The organism is Azospirillum sp. A1-3 (genome assembly GCF_023806445.1).
GTDB lineage: Bacteria > Pseudomonadota > Alphaproteobacteria > Azospirillales > Azospirillaceae > Azospirillum.
Genome location: NZ_JAMSLU010000002.1, coordinates 867,229 through 882,529, shown reverse-complemented (window position 1 = coordinate 882,529; position 15,301 = coordinate 867,229). Strand labels below are relative to the sequence as shown.

At 65.6% G+C, this 15,301-nt stretch carries 13 protein-coding genes and 1 pseudogene; 11 read left to right on the top strand and 3 right to left on the bottom strand.

From position 1 onward, the window contains the following. Window positions 1-9: 9 nt before the first annotated feature. The 6 genes from M5E06_RS17470 to M5E06_RS17445 all read left to right on the top strand — a co-directional run bounded on the left by M5E06_RS17470 (window position 10) and on the right by M5E06_RS17445 (window position 6,171). Window positions 10-699, top strand: coding sequence for an HAD family hydrolase (locus M5E06_RS17470; protein WP_252139248.1), 690 nt, complete (start codon window positions 10-12; stop codon window positions 697-699). A 110-nt stretch (window positions 700-809) separates the two neighbouring features. Beyond that, complete coding sequence (locus M5E06_RS17465) at window positions 810-1,964, top strand: branched-chain amino acid ABC transporter substrate-binding protein (protein WP_252139247.1); 1,155 nt, start codon at window positions 810-812, stop codon at window positions 1,962-1,964. A 189-nt stretch (window positions 1,965-2,153) separates the two neighbouring features. After that, the gene (locus M5E06_RS17460) at window positions 2,154-3,059 is read left to right on the top strand and encodes an ABC transporter permease subunit (protein WP_252139246.1); all 906 of its coding nucleotides are present in this window, start codon (window positions 2,154-2,156) and stop codon (window positions 3,057-3,059) included. Window positions 3,060-3,064: 5 nt separating this feature from the next. After that, window positions 3,065-4,561, top strand: coding sequence for a high-affinity branched-chain amino acid ABC transporter permease LivM (livM, locus tag M5E06_RS17455; RefSeq protein ID WP_252139245.1), 1,497 nt, complete (start codon window positions 3,065-3,067; stop codon window positions 4,559-4,561). Beyond that, window positions 4,558-5,457 carry an ABC transporter ATP-binding protein gene (locus M5E06_RS17450; protein ID WP_252139244.1) on the top strand — a complete coding sequence of 300 codons (900 nt, stop codon included), beginning with the start codon at window positions 4,558-4,560 and terminating at the stop codon, window positions 5,455-5,457. Before livM ends, M5E06_RS17450 begins: the two co-directional genes overlap by 4 nt. A gap of 3 nt (window positions 5,458-5,460) precedes the next feature. Then, window positions 5,461-6,171, top strand: a complete 711-nt coding sequence (locus tag M5E06_RS17445) for an ABC transporter ATP-binding protein (protein ID WP_042696422.1) — start codon at window positions 5,461-5,463, stop codon at window positions 6,169-6,171. Between the two features lie 54 nt (window positions 6,172-6,225). Here the strand turns inward: M5E06_RS17445 and M5E06_RS17440 are convergent, their stop codons facing one another. Beyond that, window positions 6,226-6,738 (bottom strand): Lrp/AsnC family transcriptional regulator, encoded by a 513-nt coding sequence (locus M5E06_RS17440; RefSeq protein ID WP_252139243.1) that lies wholly within the window; start codon window positions 6,736-6,738, stop codon window positions 6,226-6,228. Window positions 6,739-6,977: 239 nt separating this feature from the next. On the opposite strand from M5E06_RS17440, the gene M5E06_RS17435 reads away from it, so the two are divergent. From M5E06_RS17435 to M5E06_RS17415, 5 genes are all read left to right on the top strand, one after another. Next, a complete protein-coding gene (locus M5E06_RS17435) occupies window positions 6,978-8,210 on the top strand; it encodes a thiamine pyrophosphate-dependent enzyme (protein WP_252139242.1) in 1,233 nt (410 codons plus the stop codon). A gap of 3 nt (window positions 8,211-8,213) precedes the next feature. After that, window positions 8,214-9,227 carry an alpha-ketoacid dehydrogenase subunit beta gene (locus M5E06_RS17430; RefSeq protein WP_252139241.1) on the top strand — a complete coding sequence of 338 codons (1,014 nt, stop codon included), beginning with the start codon at window positions 8,214-8,216 and terminating at the stop codon, window positions 9,225-9,227. Window positions 9,228-9,229: 2 nt separating this feature from the next. Further along, on the top strand, window positions 9,230-10,537 hold the full coding sequence (locus tag M5E06_RS17425) for a dihydrolipoamide acetyltransferase family protein (protein ID WP_252139240.1): 1,308 nt from the start codon (window positions 9,230-9,232) through the stop codon (window positions 10,535-10,537). Beyond that, a complete protein-coding gene (gene lpdA, locus M5E06_RS17420) occupies window positions 10,534-11,970 on the top strand; it encodes a dihydrolipoyl dehydrogenase (protein ID WP_252139239.1) in 1,437 nt (478 codons plus the stop codon). The genes M5E06_RS17425 and lpdA overlap by 4 nt, the downstream gene beginning before the upstream one ends. Before the next feature lie 451 nt (window positions 11,971-12,421). After that, a protein-coding gene (locus M5E06_RS17415) for an IS3 family transposase (RefSeq protein ID WP_252139238.1) occupies window positions 12,422-13,563 on the top strand; the annotation gives its coding sequence in 2 pieces (ribosomal slippage) (window positions 12,422-12,692 and window positions 12,692-13,563; 1,143 coding nt in all). On the opposite strand, the pseudogene M5E06_RS17410 reads toward M5E06_RS17415, so the two are convergent. Both M5E06_RS17410 and M5E06_RS17405 read right to left on the bottom strand, forming a co-directional pair. Further along, a pseudogene (locus M5E06_RS17410) lies at window positions 13,556-13,931 on the bottom strand (transposase); the annotation flags it as partial. The gene M5E06_RS17415 and the pseudogene M5E06_RS17410 overlap by 8 nt on opposite strands. A 105-nt stretch (window positions 13,932-14,036) precedes the next feature. Next, window positions 14,037-15,245, bottom strand: a complete 1,209-nt coding sequence (locus M5E06_RS17405) for a CoA transferase (RefSeq protein ID WP_252139237.1) — start codon at window positions 15,243-15,245, stop codon at window positions 14,037-14,039. Window positions 15,246-15,301 lie beyond the last annotated feature (56 nt).

Here is a 15,301-nt window from a genome sequence, read left to right as displayed (position 1 = left end):
GGAGCAGGAATGGACGCGATCAAGGCCGTCACCTTCGATTATTTTGGTACGCTGGTGGATGTCGATGCCGGCGGCACCGCCGGCATGGCGCAGGTGCTGTTCAGGCTGGGCCGCGGCGACTTGGATCCCGCCGCTCTCTACCTCGACTGGGACATGCGCAACGTCCAGCTCTACCGGTCGTCCGCCTATCGCCGGTACCGCGAGGTCGCCGCCGAGGGGCTGGCCGCCACGCTGGCCGAGGCCGGGATTGAGCGGGTGGACATGGACCAGCTTCCTGCCCTGACCGATACGCTGCTGACCGGCCTCGTCGAACAGGCGCCGCCGCACCCCGAGGTGCCGGAGATCCTCGCCTTGTTGGCGGCCAAATATCCGTTGATGCCAATCACCAACATGGACAGCGACCTGTTCGCGCGCAGCCGGCTGGCCTCCTTCTTCCCCAGCGTCACAACCGCGGAGATGGCCCGGGCCTACAAGCCGTCGGAACGCATCTTCCGTCTGGCTCTGGAACGGCTGGCGCTTGCCCCCGGCGAGGTCCTGCACGCCTCGCTGGCCTCCTGGGCGGACATTGACGGAGCCAAGCCGTTGGGCATGCGGGTCGCCTGGATCAACCGCACACAGGACCGGCTGGGGCCGTGGCAGCCCCGGCCGGACCATGAGTTCGCCGATCTCACCGGATTGCGCGAGGTGCTGGCCTTCTAACATCAGGCACACCGCAAGGTGGGGCTTACCGAGACACGTCCGCCGCATGCGGCCCGGCGGGCGGATGCAATGACACAACAACATGCCGCCTCAACGAATGGGGAAGTTCCATGTCTCGATCAATGTCTCAGTCTGGGTCTCGATCCGACACGTTCATCCGCAAGCTGTTCCGCGGCAACCTTCTTCGTTTCGGCATTTCGATCGCGGCACTGGTGCCGACGGCGGCGGCGGCCGACGTCAAGCTGGGCCTCGCCGGGCCGGTCACCGGACAATATGCCTCCTTCATGGAACAGATGCGGCGCGGCGCCGACCTCGCCGTTGCCGATCTCAATGCCGCCGGCGGCATCAACGGTGAGAAGGTCGTCCTGCAGGTGGCCGACGATGCCTGCGACCCCAAGCAGGCGGTGGCCGTCGCCAACCGCTTCGTCGCCGACGGCGTGCAGGCCGTGGTCGGGCATTTCTGCTCCAGCTCCACCATTCCGGCCTCCAGCGTCTATGCCGAAGCCGGACTGGTGATCGTGACGCCAGCCTCGACCAACCCGACGATCACCGAACGCGGTCTGACCAACATGTTCCGCGTCTGCGGGCGCGACGACCAGGCCGCAGGCGTGGCGGCGAAGCAGATCGTCAGCCGCCATCTCGGGCAAACCATCGCCGTCGTCCACGACAAATCGACTTATGGTCAGGGCATTGCCGAGGGGGTGCGGGGCGAATTGGCGAAGCAGGGCATCAACGCCGTGCTGTTCGAAGGCATCACCCAGGGCGAGCGCGATTTCTCGTCGCTGGTCGCCCGGCTGAAGGCCTTGAACGTCGATCTCGTCTTCTTTGGCGGCTATCACACCGAGGCCGGGCTGCTGGTGCGCCAAGCATCAGAACAGGGGCTCAAGACCCGTTTCGTCGCCGGCGACGGTTTGGCAACCACCGAATTCGCGTCCATCGCCGGACCGGCCAGCAATGGGGTGATGTTCACCTTCTACCCGGATCCACGCGTCAACGCCGGCACCGCCGATCTGGTGCAGCGCTTCCGTACGGCCGGATTCGAGCCGGAGGGCTTCACCCTCTACACCTATGCCGCCGTCAACGTGCTGGCCGATGCCGCGAAAGCGGCAAAAACGATGAAGGGCGACAAGCTGGCTGCCGCGTTGCGTGCCGGCACCTATCACACCGTGCTGGGCGACATCCGGTTCGACCGGAAGGGCGATCCCAACTCCGAGCCCTTCGTGCTCTATGCCTGGAACAACGGCACTTACGCTCCCCTAAAGTGATCCCGGCAGCACGCCTGCCCTGACGAACGGAGCCGCAACCACGGCCGCCGAACGCGGGGACATGCCCGCCGCTCGCCCCACACAGGACGAGCGGCGCCGTGGCGCATCGCGCTGTCCGTCCCGACCTCCAAGCTCTTTGCCGCCCTTTGTTCAGGCCGGAAAGAGCCTCAAACTTCGGGCGACGACTTCATGGACTATTTTCTCCAGCAATTGATCAACGGCTTGTCGCTTGGGGCGATTTACGGCCTGATCGCGATTGGCTACACGATGGTGTACGGCATCATCGGCATGATCAACTTCGCCCATGGCGAGATTTACATGATCGGCGCCTTCGTCGCACTGATCACCTTCCTGGCCATCGGCGCGCTCGGCGTCACCTGGGTGCCGCTGGCGCTGCTGATCATGCTGGTCGCCTCCATGCTGTTCACCAGCGTCTATGGCTGGACGGTCGAGCGCATCGCCTACCGGCCGCTGCGCTCCTCGCCGCGCCTGGCGCCGCTGATCTCCGCCATCGGCATGTCGATCTTCCTGCAGAACTACATCCAGATCCTCCAGGGCGCCCGCTCCAAGCCGCTGCAGCCCATCCTGCCCGGCAACCTCACCCTGATGGACGGCGCCGTCTCCGTCAGCTACGTGCGGCTGGCCACCATCATCATCACCCTGGTCCTCATGGTCGGCTTCACCATGCTGATCAACCGCACCTCGCTCGGCCGTGCCCAGCGCGCCTGCGAACAGGACAAGAAGATGGCAGGATTGCTCGGCGTCAACGTCGACCGCGTCATCTCGCTGACCTTCGTCATGGGCGCCGCACTCGCCGCCGTCGCCGGCATGATGGTTCTGCTGATCTATGGCGTCATCGACTTCTACATCGGCTTCCTGGCCGGGGTGAAAAGCTTCACTGCCGCCGTGCTCGGCGGGGTGGGCTCGCTGCCCGGCGCCATGCTCGGCGGCGTGGTCATCGGCCTGATCGAGGCCTTCTGGTCGGGCTATGTCGGCTCCGAATGGAAGGACGTCGCAACCTTCTCCATCCTCGTCCTCGTCCTGATCTTCCGGCCCACCGGCCTGCTCGGCCGGCCCGAGATCGAGAAGGTGTAAGCGCCATGACCACCCCTTCCCACGCGCCCTCGCACCCCCATTTCCACATCAACGGCAAGCGCCCCGGCGTCGACTGGGCCGCCACCGTCAAGGACGCCGGCCTCGCCGCCTTCGTCGCCCTGCTGCTGACCGTGCCGCTGGTCGGCCTGCGCACCGTCGACCGTCCCACCGGTCTCGGCATCGAAGCCCGGCCGGAGGAGGTGATCGCCTCCCTCCTCCTGGTCTTCTTCGGCCGCCTCGGCCTCGGGCTGATCCGCCAGGGCATGGCGCTGCCGGTGCTGATCCTGGCGCTGATCTGCGCCGGCGTCGGGCTGGTGCTGCCGATGCCGACCCAGGTGCTGCGGCTGGTCCTGGTGCTGGGCGGCGGCGTCATCGCTCTGCGCGCCGCCATGACGGTGGCCACCGGCCGCTCCAAGCTGAGCCAGGCCGACCGCGACAAGCGGATGGACCGCATCGCCGCCAAGGTGCAGCACGCCAGCCGCTACATCGGCCCGGTCGCCGTGGTCTTCGCCGCCATCCTGCCGATGACGCCGCTGGCCGACCGCATGCTGCTGGACATCGGCATCCTGCTGCTGACCTACATCATGCTGGGCTGGGGCCTGAACATCGTCGTCGGGCTGGCCGGCCTGCTCGACCTCGGCTATGTCGCCTTCTACGCCGTCGGCGCCTATTCCTACGCGCTGCTCGCCCATTACTTCGGCCTCAGCTTCTGGGTCTGCCTGCCGCTGGCAGGACTGCTGGCCGCCTGCTCGGGCGTGCTGCTGGGCTTCCCGGTGCTGCGTCTGCGCGGCGACTATTTCGCCATCGTCACCCTGGGCTTCGGCGAGATCATCCGCATCATCCTGGTCAACTGGTACCAGTTCACCGGCGGCCCCAACGGCATCTCCGGCATTCCGCGGCCGAGCTTCTTCGGCATCGCCGACTTCAGCCGCAGCCCGGCCGAGGGCATGGCCGCCTTCCACGAGCTGTTCGGGCTGGAATACTCGCCGCTGCACCGCATCGTCTTCCTCTACTACCTCATCCTGGCGCTCGCGCTGGTGGTGAACCTGTTCACGCTGCGCGTTCGCAAGCTGCCGCTCGGCCGGGCCTGGGAGGCTCTGCGCGAGGACGACATCGCCTGCGCGTCCTTGGGCATCAACCGCACCAACATGAAGCTGGCGGCCTTTGCCATCGCCGCGATGTTCGGCGGCTTCGCCGGCTCCTTCTTCGCCACGCGCCAGGGCTTCATCAGCCCGGAGAGCTTCACCTTCATCGAGTCGGCGATCATCCTGGCCATCGTGGTGCTGGGCGGCATGGGCAGCCAGATCGGCGTGGTGGTGGCCACGCTGCTGGTGATCGGCCTGCCCGAGGCGTTCCGCGAACTGGCCGACTACCGCATGCTGGCCTTCGGCGCCGGCATGGTGGTGATCATGCTGTGGCGTCCGCGCGGCCTGCTGGCCCACCGCGACCCGACCATCCTCCTGCATGGCGGCAAGAACCCCGCCGCGGGAGCCGCGAAATGAGCGCCGTGATGCCCCACACCACGATGACCGACAAGCCGCTTCTCAGCGTCGAACACCTGACCATGCGTTTCGGCGGTCTGGTGGCGAACAACGACGTGTCCTTCGAGGCGCGGGCGGGCGAGATCACCGCGCTGATCGGCCCGAACGGCGCCGGCAAGACGACGCTGTTCAACTGCGTCACCGGCTTCTACACGCCCACCGTCGGCCGGCTGACGCTGCGCCACCCGCAGGGCAAGGAGTTCCTGCTGGAGCGGATGCCGGGCTACCGCATCGCCCAGCTGGCCGGGGTGGCGCGCACCTTCCAGAACATCCGGCTGTTCAGCGGCATGAGCGTTCTGGAGAACCTGATCGTCGCCCAGCACAACAAGCTGATGCGGGCCTCGGGCTTCGCCATCGCCGGCCTGCTCGGCCTGCCCGGCTTCCGCAAGGCCGAGCATGAGGCGGTGGAGCTGGCGAAATACTGGCTGGACCGGGTTCGCCTGACCGAGTTCGCCGACTGGGAGGCCGGCAACCTGCCCTACGGCGCCCAGCGCCGCCTGGAGATCGCGCGGGCCATGTGCACCGAGCCGGTTCTGCTCTGCCTGGACGAACCGGCGGCCGGCCTGAACCCGCGCGAGTCGGGCGAACTGGCCGAGATCCTGACCTTCATCCGCGACGTGCAGACCCCGCAGGGCCACCGGACCGGCGTTCTGCTGATCGAGCATGACATGAGCGTGGTGATGCGCATTTCCGACCATGTGGTGGTGCTAGACTATGGCCGGAAGATTTCCGACGGCGATCCGGAGCATGTGAAGAACGACCCGGCGGTGATCCGCGCCTACCTCGGCGAGGACGAGGACGAGGCGCTGCCGCCGGAGGTCGCCTCGGACCTGAACCTTGCCCAGAAGGGGGCCTGAGCCATGCTGAAGGTATCGGGCGTCCACACCTTCTACGGCGCCATCGAGGCGCTGAAGGGCATCGACATCGAGATCGGCGCCGGCGAGATCGTCTCGCTGATCGGCGCGAACGGGGCGGGCAAGTCGACGCTGCTGATGACGATCTGCGGCAGCCCGCGCGCCCGCCAGGGCCGGGTGTTCTTCGAGGGCGAGGACATCACCGACCTCCCCACCCACGAGATCGTGCGGCGCGGCATCGCGCAGTCTCCCGAAGGCCGGCGCATCTTCCCGCGCATGACGGTGCTGGAGAACCTGCAGATGGGCTCGATCGTCGCCCAGCCCGGCAGCTTCGACCGCGAGCTGGAGCGGGTGCTGACGCTGTTCCCGCGTCTGAAGGAGCGCATCAACCAGCGCGCCGGCACGATGTCGGGCGGCGAGCAGCAGATGCTGGCGATCGGCCGCGCGCTGATGAGCCAGCCGCGTCTGCTGCTGCTGGACGAGCCGTCGCTTGGTCTGGCGCCACTGATCGTGAAGCAGATCTTCCAGGTGATCCAGGAGATCAACCGGGAACAGAAGATGACGGTGTTCATGGTCGAGCAGAACGCCTTCCATGCGCTGAAGCTGGCGCACCGGGCCTATGTGATGGTGACGGGGAAGATCACGATGACGGGGACCGGGGCGCAGCTTCTGGCCGACCCGGAGGTGCGGTCCGCCTATCTGGAAGGGGGTCACTGAGATGGAAACGATCCTTGGGTCCAGACCATCGAGCCCGCTGCTTTTGCGCAGGCATCAGCGGGCCTTTGCCGTCCGTGCCGGCCCGTCGGGTCCTTCAAGCAAGGATAGGGGCAAGGCGGTGGTATGCTTGATCTCGGACAGTGCAATGGCCGAGTTGGTTTCACGCACCGCCGGAAGCTGGGACAGCTTCTCGCGAAAGAAGTGCTCGTAGGATTCGACGTCCCGCGCGACCACCTTGATGATGTAGTCGGTGGCCCCCAACAGCGTGTAGCATTCCAGCACTTCCGGCAACTGGCGCACCGTTTCCTCGAATTCCGGCAGGGTCGCGCGGCCATGCGCGGCCAGCTTCACCTGCGCGAACACCAGAACGTTCAGCCCGAGCTTCTTCCGGTCGAGCAGGGTGGCGCGCAGGCGGATGACGCCATTCTCCTCCATCCGCTTGATCCGGCGCCAGCAGGGGGCTTGCGACAATCCCACCCGCTCGGCGATGTCGGCGCTCGACAGCTGGGCGTCCGATTGCAGCAGAGCCAGGATGCGGCGGTCGATCGCGTCAAGTTCGATCTGCATGAATTCTCCCAACGAAACCGCAAAACACGAATTGAACGATGCGTACTTTCTCCACAAGAGGCATTAGAACGCAAAGAAAATTCGCTGCTCCAACGGTATAATCGGACGCAGGGGATCACTCACGAAGGCGCGCGACCAGGGCCGCTTCCTCACCCCCTCATTCTTCAGCAACCGCCGCCGCTCGGACACAGCGTCCGATGCCAGCCCCTGCCATTGGAAGGACTGCCATGGATGCCCCCATGCCTGTTCCAGCGCCGTTGAGTCTGCATGTACCGGAGCCTCCGCAGCGGCCCGGCAGCGAGATCGATTTCACTGGCCTCACGGTGCCGCCGGCCGGCACCGCCCGCCGTCCCGCCATCGACTGTCCTGCAGCCGACATGACCGATCTGGCCTATGATCTGGTCCGCGTGCTCGATGATCAGGGGCATGCCGTCGGTCCCTGGGACCCGGCGCTCGCCCCCGACACGCTGGTACGGGGGCTGCGGTCGATGATGACGGTGCGCGCCTATGACGAGCGCATGCAGCGTGCCCAGCGCCAGGGCAAGACCTCCTTCTACATGAAATGCACCGGAGAGGAGGCGATCGCCGTCGCGCAAGCGATGGCGGTCGATCGAAGTGACATGTTGTTTCCAACCTACCGGCAGCAGGGGCTTCTGATTGCCCGCGACTGGCCGCTGGTCGACATGATGTGCCAGGTTTTTTCCAATACCGGCGATCGGCTGAAGGGCCGGCAGATGCCGGTCTTCTATTCCAGCAAGGAGGCCGGCTTCTTCTCAATCTCCGGCAATTTGGGGACGCAGTACAGCCAGGCAGTGGGTTGGGCGATGGCCTCGGCGATCAAAGGCGACACCCGCATTGCCGCGGCCTGGATCGGTGAAGGCGCCACCGCGGAGGGCGACTTCCACCACGCCCTCACCTTCGCCTCGGTCTACCGCGCTCCGGTGATCCTCAATCTGGTCAACAACCACTGGGCCATCTCCTCCTTCCACGGCATCGCCGGCGGGGAGCGCACGACCTTCGCGGCGCGCGGCCTCGGCTATGGCATCCCCAGCCTACGCGTGGACGGCAACGATTTCCTGGCGGTCTTCGCGGCGACGCACTGGGCGGCGGCGAGGGCGCGGGCCAACCTCGGCCCAACCCTGATCGAACTGTTCACCTACCGCGCGGCTGCTCACTCCACCAGCGACGACCCCGCCAAATACCGGCCGGAGAATGCCGGCGCCCATTGGCCGCTGGGTGACCCGATTGACCGGCTGCGCCAGCACCTGATCGCCCTGGGCATCTGGTCGGAGGCCAAGCAGGAGGACTTGGCCCGGGAGGTAACGGAAACGGTTCAAGCCGCCGGGAAGGAGGCCGAATCCCTCGGCACCCTCGACAAGGGGCCGTTCCACTCGGCCCGCACGATGTTCGAGGACGTCTACAAAACAATGCCCTGGCATTTGAAGCGCCAGCGCCAGCAGGCGGGGGTCTGAACGATGGCGACCATGACCATGGTCCAGGCGCTGAATGCGGCGATGGATGTGATGCTGACCAGGACCGACGACGTCGTCGTTCTGGGCGAGGATGTCGGCTATTTCGGCGGCGTGTTTCGCTGCACCGACGGGCTGCAGAGCAAGCATGGACGCGCACGGGTGTTCGACACCCCGATCACCGAAGCCGGCATCATGGGGATCGCCGTCGGCATGGCCGCCTACGGCCTGCGCCCGGTCGCGGAGATGCAATTTGCCGACTACATCTACCCGGCCTGCGACCAGCTGATTTCCGAAGCAGCGCGGCTGCGCTACCGCTCCGGTGGCGAGTTCACGGCACCGCTCACGGTGCGGGCACCCTACGGCGGCGGCATCTTTGGTGGTCAGACCCACAGCCAGAGTCCGGAGGCCATCTTCACTCATGTCGCAGGACTGAAGACGGTGATCCCTTCGACCCCTTACGACGCCAAAGGGCTGCTGATCAGCGCCATCGAAGACGACGATCCCGTGATGTTCTTCGAGCCCAAGCGTCTTTACAACGGTCCCTTCGAGGGCTACCACGACCGCCCGGTAGTGCCTTGGGCCAAGCATCCAGCCAGCGACGTGCCCGACGGCCATTACGCCATCCCGCTCGGCAAGGCGGCGACTGTGCGCAGCGGCGGCGCCGTCACCGTCCTCGCCTACGGCACCATGGTGCATGTGGCGCTGGCCGCCGCCCGCGATGCGCAGGTCGATGCAGAAATTCTTGATCTGCGCACCCTGGTGCCGGTCGACATTGAGGCAATCGAGGCGTCGGTGCGCAAGACCGGCCGCTGCGTCATCGTGCATGAGGCGACCCGGACCGGCGGCTTCGGTGCCGAGTTGTCCGCCTTGGTACAGGAGCATTGCTTCCACCATCTGGAAGCGCCGATCGAGCGGGTCACCGGCTGGGACACGCCTTATCCGCACGCTTTCGAATGGGAGTATTTCCCCGGCCCGGCTCGAATTACCGAGGCATTACGCCGCGTGATGGAGGACTGATCATGGCGCGCTATGTCTTCAAGCTGCCCGATGTCGGTGAGGGCACTGCCGAGGCGGAGATCGTCGCCTGGCATGTCGCGCTCGGCGACCGCGTCGCCGAGGATCAGACGCTGGTCGATGTGATGACGGACAAGGCGACGGTCGAGATCCCGTCGCCGGTGGCCGGCACAGTGCTGTCGCTCAACGGCGATCCCGGCACGATGCTGGCGGTCGGATCCGAGTTGGTTGTGCTGGAGGTGGAGGGGGACGGCGCTCACGTGCCCGACGACGCCCCCGCCGATACGCCCAATGCCTCCCTTGCAACGGTGCCCCTCACAGCCACGCCTCCGCCGATGATCGCCGGTGCCCCCGCGCCGGAGGCGGCAACAGTCTGGCCGGACGTCTCCCCGCCTGCCCTACTGGTCCGTCGACCGCCCGGCGTCAAGCCGACCGCCTCGCCGGCGGTGCGGCGCCGCGCCTGGGACCTGGGCATTCCCTTGCAGTTCGTTGCGGGCTCCGGTCCCGACGGCCGGATTTTGCATCGCGACCTCGAGCGGCACCTTGACGGGGCATCGGAGGTCGGCGGTGTTGCCGTCGCCGAGCGGCCATCGCCCTCAGCTCGGGCCGGGGTGTGGGAGGTGCCGGTGCGCGGCCTTCGCCGCAGGATCGCCGAGAGCATGCAGGAGGCCAAGCGCCACATCCCGCATTTCTCCTACATCGAGGAGATTGACGTTACCGCCCTGGAGGAGTTGCGCCTGCACCTCAACGCCGAGGGTGGCGCAACGCGGCCGAAGCTGACCCTGCTGCCTTTCCTGATCCGCGCCCTTGTGCGGGCGCTGCCGGAATTCCCGCAAATCAACGCGCGTTACGACGATGCGGCGAATGTCGTCCACCGGTTCGCGGCGGTGCATGCCGGCATCGCAACACAAACGCCCGGCGGGTTGGTGGTGCCGGTCGTCCGCCATGTCGAAACGCTCGACCTGTGGCAGGCCGCCGACGCGATCCGCAAACTGGCTGCCGCCGCGCGCGACGGGCAGGCTGGGCGGGAGCAGCTCAGCGGCTCCACCATCACCATCACCAGCCTGGGAGCCCTAGGCGGCCTCGCCACCACGCCGATTATCAACCGGCCCGAGGTCGCCATCGTCGGCGTCAACAAGATCGTCGAGCGGCCGGTGGTGCGTAAGGGCGCCATCCTCATTCGGTCGATGATGAATCTGTCCTGTTCCTTCGACCACCGGGTCGTCGACGGCTGGGACGCCGCCTCCTTCGTTCAGCAAGTCAAAACCCTGCTGGAACAGCCCGCCACCCTTTTCCTGGACCAACCCCAATGAATGCATCCAGCGTAAAGACCGTCACCGCCCAGGTGCTCGTGGTCGGCGGCGGACCGGGCGGCTATGTCGCCGCCATCCGCGCTGGCCAGTTGGGGCTCGATACCGTGTTGATCGAGGCCGACCGCCTGGGCGGCACCTGTCTGATCCGTGGCTGCATTCCGTCAAAGGCGCTGATCCATGTCGCTGCCCGGTTTGAGGCGATGCAGAAATCGGTTGGTGATGGCCATCTCGGCATCGCGCTCGACACGCCGCCGCGTCTTGATCTCGCCACCGCCATGCGTTGGAAGGATGGGATCGTCGATCGGCTCAGCGGTGGGGTGGCGGCCCTGCTGCGCAAGGCAAAGGTGCGGGTGCTGCGCGGCTGGGCGGTTTTCTCCGATGCTAAGACCTGCACTGTCCAAAGCAGCGAAGGTCCTCTGACCGTGAAGGCGGAACATGTGATCCTCGCCACCGGCTCGGAACCGGTGCCGCTACCTACCCTTCCCTTCGGTGGACCGGTGCTCTCCTCAACCGAGGCGCTGTCGCTCGAGCGGCTGCCGCGTCGGCTGGTGGTGGTCGGTGGCGGCTATATCGGGCTGGAACTGGGCAGCGCCTTCGCCAGGATGGGCTCCGCGGTGACGGTGGTCGAGGCGCAGCCGCGCATCCTGCCGCTTTACGACGCGGCTCTGACCGACCCTGTGCGACGCTGGCTGGAGCGCTCTGGAGTGACCGTTCACCTCGGTGCCCGTGCGCTGGGTATGGAGACAGAGGGGGAGAGTCATGCGCTCGTTGTGCAGACGGCGGATGGTGGGATGAGTCGGCTGCCGGCCAACGCGGTGCTTTCGACCGTCGGCCGGCGTCCCCGGCTGGAGGGCTGGGGCTTCGAGGCGATGGGTGTCGATCGCCAGGGAGCCTTCGTCGCGGTGGACGACCAGTGCCGGACCTCGATGCGCAATGTCTGGGCGATCGGCGATCTGGTCGGCGAGCCGATGCTGGCCCACAAAGCGTCGGCGCAGGGCGAGATGGTGGCGGAGATCATTGCTGGCCATTGTCGCCGCTTCGCCCCGACGGCAATCCCGGCGGTCTGCTTCACGGAACCGGAGATCGTCAGCGTCGGTCTGTCGCCGGACGAGGCGATGGCGCAGGGGATCGACGCGATTTTCGACCAGTTCCCCTTCGCCGCCAACGGCCGCGCCCTCACCCTGGATGCTGGGCGGATGGACGCCGGCGGGAGCGGGTTCGTCCGGCTGGTGGCGCGTCGGGACAACCGGCGGGTGATCGGCATCCAGGCGGTGGGCGCCCATATTTCGGAATTGTCGGGGGAGTTCGCGCTGGCGCTGGAAATGGGGGCCGAACTGGAGGATGTGGCGGGAACGATCCATGCTCACCCGACTTTGGGCGAGGTCTTCCACGAAATTGCGCTCAGGCTGCTGGGGCGGCCGCTCCATCTCTGATTGAACATTTGCGACGATACGGTTGAAATCACCGGCGAACCCGCTGATTGGCCCCTCTTTATCGGAGATGCCAGCCGTCACGATAGGGGGAGTTCCAGCGCGATGCTCATACCCTCTGGGATTTCGTCGCGACGACGAGCATGGTGTCGTCGCGTCGCTGATCTGCCACAGTCGTATCGACGAGAGCGATGGCAACCAGAGCGCCGTAACACTTTCCAGCCAGAAATGGCATCCCGGTGATGGGCGGTGACCACCGGCTGACCTGTTCCGGGGGAGCAGCCTGTAGACCCTGATCTCAAGACGGTCGAACTGACCTCCAGAGCGTTGCGGAGTTTCTGAGTGACGTCGCCCAAGCGCTGTTCGTGCGCGCCCGGCCCAGTCAATGGCCCTGGACTTGCCCGAACAAAGTGGAGAGCCTCCATCTATGGTCTGAGGGACCAGGAGGTTTGGCATGGGTGACGGGCATCGGCGTAAGCTAACGGAAGACTTCAAGCGGGAAGCTGTTCGGCATATCGCAACGAGCGGCCGGACTGTCGGGGAAGTGGCGGCTGATTTGGGGATCGGCAAATCGACACTGACGCGATGGAGATCGCGGTATCAGGAAGCGGAGCTTCTGTCCGGTCGACAAAACGATGTGCAAAAGGAATTGATCCGTCTGCGTCGTGAGAACAAGGTTTTACGCCAGGAGCGTGACCTGTTAAAAAAGGCAGCCGCTTTCTTTGCGAAGGAGACAAATCGATGAGAGTTCAGCTCATCGATGCAGAGAAAGCGGGTGCTCCGGTCTCCCGGCTTTGCCAGCTCTTGGGTGTGAGCGTCAGCGGTTACTATGCGTGGAAGACGGGCAAAGCCAGTGTTCGACAACGAACCGACCTGGTGCTGTTGGCCCATATCCGAAGCCGGTTCACAGCGTCGCGCGAAACTTATGGCAGCCCACGGATGCATGCCGAGTTGACGGCGGACGGCGTGACGGTCGGTCGCCATCGCGTCGCCCGCCTGATGCGTGACAACCACCTGAAGGCCCTCCAAAGGCGCCGGTACAAGCGAACCACTGACAGCCAGCATGGCGGCTTGGTGGCGCCAAACCTGCTCGATCAGGACTTCTCCGCTCCGGCGCCGAACCGGAAATGGGGAACCGACATTTCCTATGTCTGGACCGCTGAAGGTTGGCTTAATCTGGCCATCGTGCTGGATCTGTACTCCCGCCGGATCGTGGGATGGGCCACCAATGACCGGATCACCAAGGAGTTGGCGATCACGGCGTTGAAGCGGGCCATTACCGTTCGGCAGCCACCTCCTGGTCTGATTCATCATTCAGATCGTGGAAGCCAATACTGTTCAGATGATTACCAGAAGGTGTTGCAGGAGAACGGAATGTTGGTTTCGATGAGCGGGCGCGGGAACTGCTACGATAACGCGATGGTGGAGACTGTCTTCAAGACCTTGAAGTCAGAACTGGTATGGCGCACGATCTTTACTTCGCGGCGGCAGGCTGAAATCGCCATTGGCCGCTACATCGACGGCTTCTATAATCCAATCCGGCGACACTCCTCACTCGGCTTCCAAAGCCCTTGTGTCTTTGAGGTCGCTGCGTAGGATCGACACACTGGCTCTCCACTTTGTTCGGGCAAGTCCAGGCCTCCCGTCCCATGGTTTCCCGGAACCATCGCCACCAAGGCGTGATTGGTCGTTTCCCAGGTTCCATCGTCGCGCCAGTGTTGGAAATAGCGCTGGACCGTCGTCATCGGCGGGAAATCCTTCGGCAGTTGCCGCCACTGGCACCCGGAGGTCGCCAGAAAGAGGATGCCGTTCACGCTCTCGCGCACGTTGAACGTTCGCGGCCGTCCCAAGCGTCGAGCCGCCGGGAGGAGTGGTGCGAGCACCGCCCACTCCGCGTCCGTTGTGTCGCTTGAATACCGCAATCCTTTCCGCCGATACTGCGCTCGGGTGATTTCAGTCCACATTGTCTTGTCATTCGTCATGCTTCGCAACATCGATCGAATCACAAGGGACTGAAATCACTCAATTCTTTTCGGGTCAGGCTCTTAGGGCCGCATCCCACTCTCTCCTCATGCCATGGTGATACCGGCATCATGAAGTCGACCGATCTCCGCGGAAGACAAACCCAGCAGATCGGCCAGCACCGCTTCGGTGTCCTGTCCCAGACGGGGAGCCGGACGATGATCGGTGCGCTCGCCCAGACCGGGAAAACCGAGCGGCGATCCGGGAACCAGCAGCGACCCGACGCCGGGCTGGTCGATTTCGCGGAACAACGGGTTGGCGATGGAGCAACGTGCGTCTTCCGCAACGAGCTGGCCGAAATCGCGGTAGGGGCCCCACAGCACCCCCGTAGCGGTGAACGCACCCTCCACCTCCGCCAAGGTGCGCGCGGCGAACCAAGGGGCTAGCACGGCGGAGATTGCATCCCGGGCCAGAAAGCGCCCGCCCTCATCATCCATGTCCACGCCCATCAGTGGGCCGATCATCGCCAGCCTGTCCCCAAGCCCGGTCGCCTTGCCGAGCGCTTTCCACTGGCGGTTGGAAATGGCGACGACCATCGCCCGCCGTCCATCGGCGGTAGCGAAATCCCGGCCATAGGCGCCATACAGGTCATTGCCCATCGGCGGACGCACGGCGCCGTTCACCCGCACGTCGGCGAGATAGCCGAGATTGCCGACGGTCGCCAGCATCACGTCGGCCAGCGCCACCGTCACCTCCTGCCCCCGGCCGGTGCGGCGGCGATGCCGTTCGGCCGCCAACAGCCCGGTGGCGAGGTAGAGGCCGGCCGCCACGTCCCAGGCCGGCAGAACATGGTTCACCGGCTCCCCTCCCCGGCCGGTCGCCATCGGGAATCCGCCGGCGCAGTTGACGGTGTAATCGACCGCCGCCGATCCGTCGGGATTGCCGGTCAGCCGCAGCATGATCAGGTCCTCGCGCTTGGCGGAAAGCGCCTCATACCCCATCCAGCCGCTGGCCGGCAAGTTGGTCAGCAGAAAGCCGGCATCCTCGCCCGACGCGGTGATGATGGCCTGGGCGATCTCCCGCCCCTCCGGCTTGTCGAGCGCCAGGGCGACCGACCGCTTCGCCTTGTTGAGAGCCGTCCAATAGAGGCTGGTGCCGTTGGGCGCCAGCGGCCAGCGCCGGTAGTCGATGTTGCCGCCGATGGGGTCGATGCGGATCACCTCCGCGCCCAATTGGGCCAGCGTCATGCCGCCCAGTGGAGCTGCGACGAAGGCCGAAACCTCGACGATGCGCAGATCGGAAAGTAGCGAGGACATGGCAAGGGGATCCGCTTCGCAGGAATGAGATTGAACGGATTAGCGCGGGGAAGGGG

Excerpts from the sequence above, each read along its gene's own strand:
- M5E06_RS17445 (WP_042696422.1), top strand. The coding sequence starts at position 5,461 with ATGCTGAAGGTATCGGGCGTCCACACCTTCTACGGCGCCATCGAGGCG.
- M5E06_RS17425 (WP_252139240.1), top strand. The coding sequence starts at position 9,230 with ATGGCGCGCTATGTCTTCAAGCTGCCCGATGTCGGTGAGGGCACTGCC.
- M5E06_RS17470 (WP_252139248.1), top strand. The coding sequence starts at position 10 with ATGGACGCGATCAAGGCCGTCACCTTCGATTATTTTGGTACGCTGGTG.
- M5E06_RS17430 (WP_252139241.1), top strand. The coding sequence starts at position 8,214 with ATGGCGACCATGACCATGGTCCAGGCGCTGAATGCGGCGATGGATGTG.
- livM (WP_252139245.1), top strand. The coding sequence starts at position 3,065 with ATGACCACCCCTTCCCACGCGCCCTCGCACCCCCATTTCCACATCAAC.
- lpdA (WP_252139239.1), top strand. The coding sequence starts at position 10,534 with ATGAATGCATCCAGCGTAAAGACCGTCACCGCCCAGGTGCTCGTGGTC.
- M5E06_RS17435 (WP_252139242.1), top strand. The coding sequence starts at position 6,978 with ATGCCTGTTCCAGCGCCGTTGAGTCTGCATGTACCGGAGCCTCCGCAG.
- M5E06_RS17460 (WP_252139246.1), top strand. The coding sequence starts at position 2,154 with ATGGACTATTTTCTCCAGCAATTGATCAACGGCTTGTCGCTTGGGGCG.
- M5E06_RS17465 (WP_252139247.1), top strand. The coding sequence starts at position 810 with ATGTCTCGATCAATGTCTCAGTCTGGGTCTCGATCCGACACGTTCATC.
- M5E06_RS17450 (WP_252139244.1), top strand. The coding sequence starts at position 4,558 with ATGAGCGCCGTGATGCCCCACACCACGATGACCGACAAGCCGCTTCTC.
- M5E06_RS17440 (WP_252139243.1), bottom strand. The coding sequence starts at position 6,738 with ATGCAGATCGAACTTGACGCGATCGACCGCCGCATCCTGGCTCTGCTG.
- M5E06_RS17405 (WP_252139237.1), bottom strand. The coding sequence starts at position 15,245 with ATGTCCTCGCTACTTTCCGATCTGCGCATCGTCGAGGTTTCGGCCTTC.